Raw genomic sequence first — 10770 nt, 5'->3', positions numbered from 1 at the left:
CAGTGCCGCCGTACGACCCACCCGCACCTTCCTGAACCAGGGGGACCCCCTTCATGCACGCTGATCTCTCCCGTCTCACCTTCCACCCGGAGCGGCACTACTCCGCGGTCGTCGCCCAGCAGGGCCGCGTCCAGCTCGACGCCGACGCCAACGAGCAGACCGCGATCCAGCTCCACCAGGCCCGCACCCTCGCCGCGGACCTGATCGGCCGCTACGGCGGTCCGCGCGACGCGGCGGGCTTCCGCGTCGAGTACGTGGGCGGCAAGCACGACATCGACACCCTCTACATCCACGGCGGCCGTTACTACGTCGACGGCATCCTGCTCGACGCGGACCGCCCGGCGCCCGGCACGCCCGTGCCGGACGAGGACGCCGAGGACGCGCAGGACACGGCCACCCCACCGTCGTACTGGACCTACTGGGACCAGCCCGACGCCTTCCGCGACCCGGAGAAGCCCGGCGACCGGCTGCCCTCGCCCGCGCAGTCGCCGTTCGTGGTCTATCTGAACGTGTGGGAGCGGTCGGTGAACGCCGCCGAGGACCCGGCGCTGCGCGAGGTCGCCCTCGGCGCGGCGATGCCGGACACCGCGGCCCGCGTCAAGGTGGTCTGGCAGGTGCTGCCGCTGTCCCTCGCGGCGCTGGCGATCGAGGACGCGGATCCGTCGAAGGAGGTCGTCCGCGCGGCCTTCGACAAGTGGGCGCAGCGCCAGGCGTCGGCCACCGCCCGGCTGGCCGCCCGCAGCGAGCGGCCCGACCACGCCGACGAGGACCCGTGCCTGGTCAGGCCCGACGCCCGCTACCGCGGTCCGGAGAACCAGCTGTACCGGGTCGAGGTCCATGCCGGCGGCGAGGCGAAGGACGCCACCTTCAAGTGGTCCCGCGAGAACGGCTCGGTCGTCTTCGCGGTCGACGCACTCGACGGCACCTGGGTGCAGTTGGCGTCCCTCGGTCACGACGACAAGCTCGACCTGGACGTCGGCGACTTCGTCGAGTTCACGGACACCGCGTACGCCTCCCGTCTGGAAGCCCTGCCCCTGCTGCGGGTCGAGGAGCTCGACCTGCCGGGCCGCCGAGTCCGCCTGTCCGCCGAGCCCGAGGCGGGCGTCGGCCGGCTTTCCCACCTGCACCCGTTCCTGCGCCGCTGGGATCACCGCGAGGGCCCGAAGCGCAAGGGCCGTACCGCAGCCCTGAAGGGCGGCGCCGTCCCTGTCGCGGAGGGGGAGTGGCTGCCCCTGGAAGACGGTGTCGAGGTGTACTTCGCCAAGGACGGCACCTACCGGACCGGCGACCACTGGCTCGTCCCCGCGCGCACCGCCACCGGCAGCGTCGAATGGCCGACGGCCCCGACGCGCCGCCCGCTGCTCCAGGGGCCCGCCGGTATCGCCCGCCACTTCGCCCCGCTGGCCCTGGTCAAGGGCGAGGAGAGCGCCGTCGACCTGCGCCTCGCCTTCGGCCCGCTCGCGATCAGCATCCCGGCCGCGGACGAGGCGACCCTTGCGGCGGAGGAACGGGCACACCGTGAGGAACTCGCGTCCGAGGGCCCCTCGCACGGGAGGTCGCAGACCACCGCAGTAGCGGAGTCCGCCGTGGAAGGAGACGAGTGATGGCCACACCTCTGAGCGCGTCCAAGCTGGTGGAGATCCTGCGTAAGGAGGGTCTGACGGTCCACGAGGTGCGCAACTGGCGTACGCACAACCGCAATACGAAGGGTCCCTGGGGCCCGGTGAACGGCGTGATGATCCACCACACCGTCACCTCGGGCACGGACGCCTCCGTGAACATCTGCTACAACGGCTACTCGGGCCTGCCGGGGCCGCTGTGCCACGGCGTCATCGACAAGAAGGGCGAGATCCACCTCGTCGGCAACGGCCGTGCCAATCATGCGGGGCTGGGCGACAGCGACGTCCTGCGCGCCGTGGTCAACGAGTCGAGACTGCCGCACGACAACGAGGCCGACACCGACGGCAACCGGCACTTCTACGGCTTCGAGTGCATCAACCTCGGTGACGGCAAGGACCCCTGGCCCGAGGCGCAGAAGGAGGCCATCGAGAAGGTGTCCGCCGCGATCTGCCGTCACTACGGCTGGAGCGAGCGGTCGGTCATCGGCCACAAGGAGTGGCAGCCGGGCAAGCAGGACCCGCGCGGCTTCACGATGGACGGCATGCGCAAGCGGATCGCCGACCGGCTCGCCGGGAAGTCCCAGGGTTCCGACCCCAAGCCCGACCCGAAGCCCACGCCGTCCAGGCCGTCGCACGCCCCGTTTCCGGGCAGCGGCTTCTTCCACGACGGCCAGAAGTCCGCGCTCATCACGGCCATGGGCCGCCGCCTGGTCGCCGAGGGCTGCGACCACTACGAGGAGGGGCCCAGCCCCGAGTGGACCGACGCCGACCGCAAGTCCTACAAGGCCTGGCAGCAGAAGCTCGGCTTCAAGGGCAAGGACGCGGACGGCATTCCGGGCAAGACCAGCTGGGACAAGCTGAAAGTCCCGGCGTCCTGAGAGCCTGACCGGCCCGCCCGCCTACGCCGGTCCGGCGTTGGTGGGCAGGTGCGGCGGGGCCACGGCGAGTGGGCGATGTGCCGACTGAGCCGGGTCGGCGGGCGGGCTGCCCCGGACACCGACGCGGAGCAGCCCGCCTACGGCCGTCGTGCGCGCGGGAGAGGACAGAAGTGACTGCCCCCTTCGGCCACAACAGTGTTGCCGGGGGCGATCTCCGTGAATCCGGCGTCCCGGACCACCGGCAGGCCGCTCGTGGTCAGCTCGGCCCAGCGGTCCGCGTCCGCGGTGCGTACGGAAAGCGGGAAACCGGCGTCGCGCCACTCCGCGCGCTGCTCGTCCGTCAGTTCCCACCAGGCCAGCTGCGCGGCGTGGCCCGCCTGGGCCATCGACTTGCCCGCCGTCATGTCGAGGTCGGGGCTCAGCCACAGGACGGGTGCCGTGAGGTCCGGGTCCGCCGGGGGCTCCGGGTCGTCCAGCTCCGTTCCCGACACCTGGAGCCGGGCCAGATCCTTGGGCCAGCCGTCGAGCGGGACCGGCGGGAACACCCGTACCTCGGCCGACTTCCCCGTCACCGTGATGCCGTCGAGCGCCTCCGCCCTGCGCCACTCGGCGCCGCGCGCCCGCCGCACCACCTTGCGGATCCGGGCGTCCTGCCAGTCGCGCATGACCTGCGCCCACTCCCCGTCGCCGGTCGCGCGCGGATCGGAAAGGATCACGAGGACGGTGCGGGCCGCCGTCTCCAGGGCGTCGGTGCGGGCCGGGGGAGCGGCCCGCTCGATACGCACCACGAGAGGCAGCACGAACTGCTGAGCCTCGTCGCGTACGGTCCGCTCGGACCGGAAGGGGCTGTCCTGCGGCACACCGGCGGAGGCGTCGGCGGCGTCGTTCGGGAGGGTCTGGTCGTCACTGCTCACCGGACCAGTCTGCCAGGCGGAAGATCGGTTCTTCGCGGCGTGGTGCGGCAGCCGTGGTCACCCCGAGCAGGACGTGCGCTGTGCCTCCTGCCATGCGCACACGGGGCACAGCGTCACGCCCCTGTGGGACTCCGGGTACTCGGTGGGCTTGCGGCACAGTACGCACTCGGCGAACGGTTCCGTGGGCGCACCGGCCGGTGCGGATGCGTCGGGGTCCGTACGCGGACCCGGCCCGTCGCAGTAGTCAGCCATGACTCCCACCGTAGTCCGGGCCCCCGACAAGGCCCTGGTGCTCGGCCGCCGACCTGATCAGCTCCGACACCCGCACGAACCGGTACCCGCGCTCCCGCAGCTTCGGCACGACGGCGCGCACCGCGGCTTCCGTGGCGGGCGCCGCGCTGCGGGTGCAGTGCATGACGACGACCGAACCGGGCCGCACCCCGTCGAGCACCTGCTGCGCCACCGCGTCCGAGTCCGTCGCGAACGCGTCACCGCTCACCACGTCCCACTGCACGGCCGTGACGCCCGCCGGGGTCAGCTTCCGGAGCACCTCTTTGTCGTAACACCCGCCCGGGAAGCGGAAGTACGGCACCGTGCGCTTCACCCCGGCCTTGCGGAACGCGGTGAAGGCGCGCTCCACGTCCGACCGCATCTGCGCGGGCGGCATGGTGGGCAGGCCGTAGCACTCACCGGTGAAGGCGTGGTGGCTGTACGAGTGGTTGGCGACCTCGAAGAGCGGATCGCTTCCGATCGACTTCGCCTCGGCCGGGTACTCCGCGGCCCACCGCCCCGTCATGAACACCGTCGCGGGGACCTTCAGCCGGCGCAGGGTCGCGATCAGGGCCGGGTTGTCGAAGTGCTCACCGGCCGCGGCGCGGGGGCCCTCGTCGGCGGTCATGTCGGCGTCGAAGGTGAGGGCGACGGTGCGGTCCCGCGGGTGGGGTGCGCTCTTGAACACGGGGGTGAGACCGGCGGGGCCCGGTGCGAGTGTGGGCGGGCGCGAGGGCGCGGCGGACGCGCTCACCACCCCCCGCCCCGGGTGCCCGGCGGATCCGCCGCCCCCACTGCACGCGGCAGCTCCGACCCCCAGCGCGCCCAGGGCGCAGACCAGTGCAAGTCTCCGTACATAGGTCATCACGCGGCGACAATAAACGTACTAATGGGATTAATTGCGCATTAGGTCGCGTGTGCGGAGCGATGTCGGGCCAGGTGGGCGAAGGGCGGGGCCGCGGGGCTCAGGTGTCCCGCAGCGCCCCGGTCACCTGGTCGAAGAACCGTGCGTGGGCGGACTCGCTCGCCGGGAGCTCAGGGTTCCAGGGGAGCAGGCGCGCCCCGGCCGCGACCTGCCGCCAGTGCGGGTCCGCCGCGTACTGCTCGCGCGCGGCCGCGTTCGCGCGGGAGTCGACGAGCACGATGTCGGGCGTGAGCGCGGCGGCCTGTGCCCACCCGGCCGTGTTCCAGTTGGCGCCCGGCCCCAGCGGCGTTTCGACGGTACGTACGCCGAGGGCCGTCAGCGCGCTCAGGTCGGGCCACTTGGCGGGGCGGGCCAGATGAACACTGTCCGGACCACCCGGTGACAGGGCCAGCACCCGCCCCGGATTGTCCTGCGCGGCCTGTTCCAACTCCCGCATGGCGCGCTCCAGTTCGGTCCCGGCCCGGTCCCGCGCCCCGAGCGAGCGCGCCAGCCCGGCGAAGCGCTCCCTGACCGCGGTGAGCGAGCGGCCCTGCCCGACGTCGATCACGACGACCGGGACGTGCTCCTCCAGGTGCTTCGCCACGTCGGGATCGACGCCGTACACCTGGCCGCCGCCGTAGGTGACGGCGATGACGAGGTCGGGCTCGGCCGCGAGCACGGCCTCCAGGCCGAGCCCCGCGCCCGCGCCGAGATAGCGGACCTCGCCGAGCGGCAGCGTCCCCGCCTTGGCCGGGTCGGCGGTGTCCCCGTCGTGGAACGAACCGAAGATCCCCACCGGCCGTATCCCGTGGTCCCACAGGGTGGCGCCGGCCTGTATGTAGGCCACCACCCGTAACGGCACGTCCCCCGCGGCCGCCACATGCCCGCGGTCGTCGGTGAACTCCCAGACTGCGTGTCGTTCCATGTGTCCGTGTCCTTGTCCCTAGGGGGCGACGTCCTGAAGGGGCTTACGGGCCCGGCAGGACCCCTAAGACCCTGCCCAAGGGGCGGGACCGGCACGCTCGGTGAATCAGCCGCAGTTGTGGGCGGCGCTGGTGGGGCCGGACCCCCGCCTCACCCCTGCGCGAGCAACAGGTCCCTCGCCCCGGCCACGTCGAAGTCCGCCTTCGGGTACTTCGGGTCCAGCGCCTCCAGATGTTCCAGGAGCAGCTTGCTGACGGCCCAGTTGCGGTACCACTTGCGGTCGGCCGGCACCACGTACCAGGGCGCGGCATCAGTCGAACAGCGCTCCAGCGCGATCTCGTACGCCTCCCGGTACGCGGGCCACAGGGCGCGGTCCTCGATGTCGCCCATGCTGAACTTCCAGTGCTTGTCCGGGTTGTCGAGCCGTTCGAGGAGCCGCTCGCGCTGTTCCTCGTACGAGATGTGGAGGAAGCACTTGACGACCGTCACGCCGTCCTCGGCCAACGACTGCTCGAAGCGGCTGATCTGGCCATAGCGGCCGCCCAGTTGGCGGCGCGGGACGAGGCCGCGGACGCGGGCGGCGAGGACGTCCTCGTACTGCGAGCGGTCGAAGATGCCGATCTCGCCGGGCTCGGGGAGCGCCCGCATGATGCGCCACAGGAACGGATGGCCGCGCTCCTCGGCGGTGGGCGCCTTGAAGGCCTTGATGCGGCAGCCGGAGGGGTTGAAGAGGCCGATGACGTGCTTGACCGTGCCGCCCTTGCCGCTGGTGTCCATGCCCTGGAGGATCAGCAGGATCCGGCGCCGGTCGCCCGCCGTGCCGGAGGCCCACAGGCGCTCCTGGAGGTCCGCGAGGCGTTCACCCATACGGGCGGTCGCCTCCACGCCGGCGGCCTTGCCGGAGGGGCCCGCGGGCGTCGCCCGTGCGTCGTAGGAGGCGAGATCCACGGGCTTGCCCGCGGGGATGCGCAGCAGCTCACGAAGCGCGACGGGCGACTTCGCGCCGGAGGACTTCCCGGACGGCTTCCCGGGGGCCTGCCCGGCCTTGGCCCGGGACTTCCCGGCGCTCTTTGCCGGCTTTCCCTTGCCCTTGCCCTTCCGCTTCGTGTCCTTGTCTGCCTTGGCCACCGCGCACCCCTTCCCGTCAGGTCCCTCGATCGTGCGACGGACCGGGCGCCTGCGCTACCGCTGCCAGGGCCCCGTCACGGCGAAGGTCGTCCCGGGCGTGTAGCAGTTGACGTACATCGTGTCGCCGTCCGGGGAGAACGTGACGCCCGCGAACTCGCCCCACGCCGGTTCCTGCGCCGTGCCGATGTTCTGGCGCCCGCGCGCCATCGCGTACACGTCGCCGCGGCGGGTCACACCGAAGACGTGCTGCGCGCCCTCGCCGTCCTCGCACACCATCAGGCCGCCGCTGGGCGCGAGGCAGATGTTGTCGGGCTCCTCGCCCGGCAGCTGGACGTCGGTGCTCGGGCCGAACACGATCACCAGCGTGAGCCGGCGCTTGTTCGGGTCGTAGCGCCAGATCTGCCCGAAGTGGTCGGCCGCCGAGCCCTGCGCGCTGTGGGCGAAGGAGGAGACGAAGTAGACGGACGAGCCGCCCCAATAGCAGCCCTCCAGTTTCTGCGCGTGCGTGATGCCCTTCGGGCCGAAGTCCTGGAGGCGGATGGGGGTCTGCGCGGCCAGCGGGTCGGGTACGTCGACCCACTCGATGCCGTCGAACGTCGCGCCCGTCTCCTGGATCACGGACAGGTCGGGCACCCCGGGCACCCGCATCGCCTGGAGCGTTCCGCCCGCCCGCAGGGAACCGAGGCCGCCCTCGGGCTTGTCGGGCAGGAAACGGTAGAACAGGCCGAACGGCTTCTCGAAGGCGTCCTCGGTCTCGTAGACGACGCCCCGCTTCGGGTCGATCGCGATCGCCTCGTGCTGGAAGCGGCCCATCGCGGTCAGCGGCACGGCGCCCGAGCGGTGCGGGTCGGCCGGGTCGACCTCGAAGATGAAGCCGTGGTCCTTGGTGTAGCCGTTCGTGCCGGCCTTGTCCTCGGTCTCCTCGCAGGTCAGCCAGGTGCCCCAAGGCGTGTGCCCGCCCGCGCAGTTGACGGCCGTGCCGGCGATGGCGACGCGCTCCGACAGGACATTGCCCCGATGGTCGAGCGTGAGCGCCGTACAGCCGCCCTTGCCCATCGGGTCGTAGGTGAGCCCCTCGACGGTCGGCACGGCGATCTTCGCGGTGACGCGGTTCTCGTGGTTGCGGACCAGGTGGACCTGGCCGTGTCTGCCCTTCAGGGCCGTCATGCCGTCGTGGTTGCTGGGCACCTTGCCCTCGCCGGAGCGCAGCGGGTCGCCCTCGCGCGAGAGGACCTTGTAGCGGAACCCCGCGGGCAGGTCGAGCAGTCCGGCGGGGTCGGGCACCAGCGGGCCGTAGCCCTTGTCGCCGAGACTCTGCGCGGCGGCCGTGCCCGCGAAGAGCTCGGAGAGGCTTCCGGCGAAGGCGATGGCGGCCACGGAAGCGCCGCTGCGGGCGAGGACCTGACGTCGTGTTGCGGGGGACTGAGCGGTACGTGCGGTACGTGCTTCAGACATGGGGCAACCTCCTGTTGGCGGACAGGAACTGTGACCCGGTCGTGTGTATCACGCGGCATGGTTCACGGGAACCACGCGTGTGACGGCCTGTCGCTCATGTCCCGGCCGCCACACGCCACCCTGCACGCGCGGTGAATCCCTGCTCCCTACGCCCCCACGAGCCCCTTCGCGTCCCGCGCGAGCGCGGTCAGGCGGGAGATCGCGCGGAAGTACTTCTTGCGGTAGCCGCCGTTCAGCATCTCGTCGCTGAACAGTTGGTCGAAGGGAAGTCCGGAGGCGAGCACGGGGATCTCGCGGTCGTAGAGCCGGTCGGCGAGCACGACGAGCCGCAGCGCCGTCGACTGGTCGGGGACCGGCTGCACGTCCGTGAGACAGGCCGCCTTCAGGTCGTCCGTCAGGGCGCCGTAGCGGCTGGGGTGCACGCGCGCGAGGTGGTCGAGCAGATGCGGGAAGTCGTCGAGCGAGGCGCCCTGCGTCGCGTACGCCGCCTTCGTCACCTGCTCGTCGGAGAACGGGGCGGGCGCTTCGGGCAGGCCGCGGTGGCGGTAGTCCTCGCCGTCGATGCGCAGGGGGTGGAAGTGGGCGGACAGGCCCTGGATCTCGCGCAGGAAGTCGGCGGAGGCGAACCGGCCCTCGCCGAGCTTGCCCGGCAGCGTGTTCGAGGTCGCGGCGAGGGCGACGCCCGCGTCGACGAGCTTGCCCAGCAGGGTCGACACCAGGACCGTGTCGCCCGGGTCGTCCAGCTCGAACTCGTCGATGCACAGCAGCCGGTGCTCGCCGAGCGTGCGTACCGTCTGCTGGAAGCCGAGCGCGCCCACCAGGTTCGTGAGCTCGACGAACGTGCCGAACGCCTTCTGCTCGGGGGCCGCCGGGGTGGCGTGCCAGAGCGAGGCGAGCAGGTGGGTCTTGCCGACGCCGTAGCCGCCGTCCAGATAGACGCCGCGGGGCCCGGTGGGTGCCGCGGGCTTCCTGGCGAACCACCGCCGCCTGCCCGAGCCGCTCGCGTGGGCGCCGCCGAGCCCGGCCGCGAAGTCGCTCAGGACCCGCACCGCCTCGGTCTGGCTGGGCTGTTTGGGGTCCGGGATGTACGTCGCGAAGCGGACCGAGTCGAAGCGCGGCGGGGGCACCATCTCGGCGACCAGACGGTCCGCGGGGACGAGCGGCTCACGGGCGCACAGGGACAGGGGGGCCGCGTCGGCTATCGGACTCTGAGCCGGGGCAGTGGTGGAGGACGACACAGCACCCAACTCTAGACGCCGTGGGAGACTGCGTGACATGCGACGCCTGTTCCCTGTGACGTACGAAACAGCAGATCACGAGGCCCACGAACCCCGTGAATGGAGTCTCGACGAGCTCGCGGACGCCTATGCCTACCCCTCCGGGCAGGACGTATGGCTGCGGGCCAACATGGTCTCCACGCTCGACGGTGCCGCCCACCACGACGGCCGCTCGCAGGGCATCTCGTGCGCCGCCGACATGCGGATCTTCGGCACCCTGCGCGGTCTCGCGGACGCCGTCCTGGTCGGTGCGGAAACGGTCCGTCTGGAGGGCTATCGCCCGGCACGCGCGCGTGAGGCCTTCGCCGCGCGCAGGGAGGCGGCCGGACAGGGCCCCGCCCCGGCCATCGCGGTGATCACAGCGAGCCTGAACCTCGACTTCTCCCTTCCGCTCTTCACCTCGCCCCTCGTCCCCACCTTCGTGGTCACCGGCGCCGGAGCCCCGCCCGACCGTATGGAGGCCGCCCGTAAGGCCGGCGCCGAGGTGCTGATCGCCGGCGAGGGCTCCACGGTCGAGCCGGAGCGCGCGGTCCGGGCGCTCGCGGAGCGCGGGCTCACCCGGCTGCTCACGGAGGGCGGACCCCGCCTGCTCGGCCAGTTCGTGGCCGTACAGGTGCTCGACGAACTCTGCCTGACACTGTCGCCGATGCTCACCGCCGGAGACGCCCAGCGCATTGCCGGGGGACCGTCCCTGACCGTCCCCGAGCGTTTCGAGATGGCTTCTGTACTGGAAGAGGCCGGTTTCCTGTTCACCCGATACCGTCGGAGCTGACAATTAGCGGAATGTGCCGTTCCGTTTACCTTCCGCTGGGCACACTAAATCTCGCAGACCCCGTACGGCCACGGGGCAGGATGGTTTCCGCAGGGACCGGTCGAGAGTCGACGGCCCACGGAGGAGAGAAGAAGGGCGCCTGTCGTGTTCACGAGCGTATTGATGATCGAGAAGGCCCTGACGTCCGCCGACGTGGAGTTCGTCACCACCTTGCACGGTGACGAGGGAGTCGCGTTCCATGTGCTGCTCCAACCCCGAGGCGACCAGGCCGACCGCCTGCTGCGGGCCATCGACGACGTCGCCATGGGGGAGCTCGACGACGCGGCGAAGGAGAAGGACGTACCCGAGGGCCCGGACGCCACGGAACCCGGCGAACAAGCACTCCAGGTCTCCCTCACCGCACTCCACCAGGCCGGCTGCGAGGCGGAGGGCCGCCTCGTCGAGGACCACCCCCTGGACGCGCTGAAGTCCCTCGTCGACGAGATCAGCGCCGACGAGGTCATCGTCCTGACCGACCCGCACTATGTGGAGGAGTTCTTCCACCGCGACTGGGCCTCGCGCGCCCGGCACAAGGTGGGCGTTCCGGTTCTGAAGCTCTTCTCGTACAGCAAGGCGTAGCCGCCGGGGCG

General features: G+C 71.6%; 11 protein-coding genes. 4 read left to right on the top strand and 7 right to left on the bottom strand.

Annotation, left to right across the window (positions count from 1 at the left end; translation table 11 throughout):
* Positions 1-53 precede the first annotated feature (53 nt).
* Both ACWFR4_RS07480 and ACWFR4_RS07475 read left to right on the top strand, forming a co-directional pair.
* Complete coding sequence (locus tag ACWFR4_RS07480) at positions 54-1604, top strand: DUF6519 domain-containing protein (protein ID WP_453651358.1); 1551 nt, start codon at positions 54-56, stop codon at positions 1602-1604.
* Entirely contained in the window at positions 1604-2497 is an 894-nt protein-coding gene (locus ACWFR4_RS07475) for a peptidoglycan-binding protein (protein WP_453651356.1), read from the top strand. Before ACWFR4_RS07480 ends, ACWFR4_RS07475 begins: the two co-directional genes overlap by 1 nt.
* A 137-nt stretch (positions 2498-2634) precedes the next feature.
* Here the strand turns inward: ACWFR4_RS07475 and ACWFR4_RS07470 are convergent, their stop codons facing one another.
* From ACWFR4_RS07470 to zapE, 7 genes are all read right to left on the bottom strand, one after another.
* Positions 2635-3411, bottom strand: coding sequence for an aminoacyl-tRNA hydrolase (locus ACWFR4_RS07470; RefSeq protein ID WP_453651354.1), 777 nt, complete (start codon positions 3409-3411; stop codon positions 2635-2637).
* A gap of 57 nt (positions 3412-3468) precedes the next feature.
* On the bottom strand, positions 3469-3663 hold the full coding sequence (locus tag ACWFR4_RS07465; protein WP_453459478.1) for a hypothetical protein: 195 nt from the start codon (positions 3661-3663) through the stop codon (positions 3469-3471).
* Positions 3656-4546, bottom strand: coding sequence for a polysaccharide deacetylase family protein (locus ACWFR4_RS07460; protein ID WP_453651435.1), 891 nt, complete (start codon positions 4544-4546; stop codon positions 3656-3658). The genes ACWFR4_RS07465 and ACWFR4_RS07460 overlap by 8 nt, the downstream gene beginning before the upstream one ends.
* Positions 4547-4646: 100 nt before the next feature.
* Positions 4647-5510 (bottom strand): ABC transporter substrate-binding protein, encoded by an 864-nt coding sequence (locus ACWFR4_RS07455; protein ID WP_453651352.1) that lies wholly within the window; start codon positions 5508-5510, stop codon positions 4647-4649.
* A 149-nt stretch (positions 5511-5659) separates the two neighbouring features.
* A complete protein-coding gene (locus tag ACWFR4_RS07450; protein WP_453459526.1) occupies positions 5660-6484 on the bottom strand; it encodes a polyphosphate kinase 2 family protein in 825 nt (274 codons plus the stop codon).
* A gap of 207 nt (positions 6485-6691) precedes the next feature.
* Complete coding sequence (locus ACWFR4_RS07445; RefSeq protein ID WP_453459475.1) at positions 6692-8092, bottom strand: alkaline phosphatase PhoX; 1401 nt, start codon at positions 8090-8092, stop codon at positions 6692-6694.
* A 146-nt stretch (positions 8093-8238) separates the two neighbouring features.
* Positions 8239-9330 (bottom strand): cell division protein ZapE, encoded by a 1092-nt coding sequence (gene zapE, locus ACWFR4_RS07440; RefSeq protein WP_453651350.1) that lies wholly within the window; start codon positions 9328-9330, stop codon positions 8239-8241.
* Positions 9331-9367: 37 nt separating this feature from the next.
* Here zapE and ACWFR4_RS07435 point away from each other — a divergent pair, with 37 nt between their 5' ends.
* Together ACWFR4_RS07435 and ACWFR4_RS07430 are read left to right on the top strand one after the other, a co-directional pair.
* On the top strand, positions 9368-10141 hold the full coding sequence (locus ACWFR4_RS07435) for a pyrimidine reductase family protein (RefSeq protein WP_453651349.1): 774 nt from the start codon (positions 9368-9370) through the stop codon (positions 10139-10141).
* 144 nt (positions 10142-10285) lie between these two features.
* On the top strand, positions 10286-10759 hold the full coding sequence (locus ACWFR4_RS07430; RefSeq protein WP_453459466.1) for an indole-3-glycerol phosphate synthase: 474 nt from the start codon (positions 10286-10288) through the stop codon (positions 10757-10759).
* The last annotated feature ends 11 nt before the right edge of the window (positions 10760-10770 follow it).

The sequence above is a fragment of the Streptomyces sp. NPDC055140 genome (genome assembly GCF_053607285.1).
The sequence above is the reverse complement of the archived record's forward strand: the minus strand, read 5'-3'. Positions and strand labels throughout refer to the sequence as shown.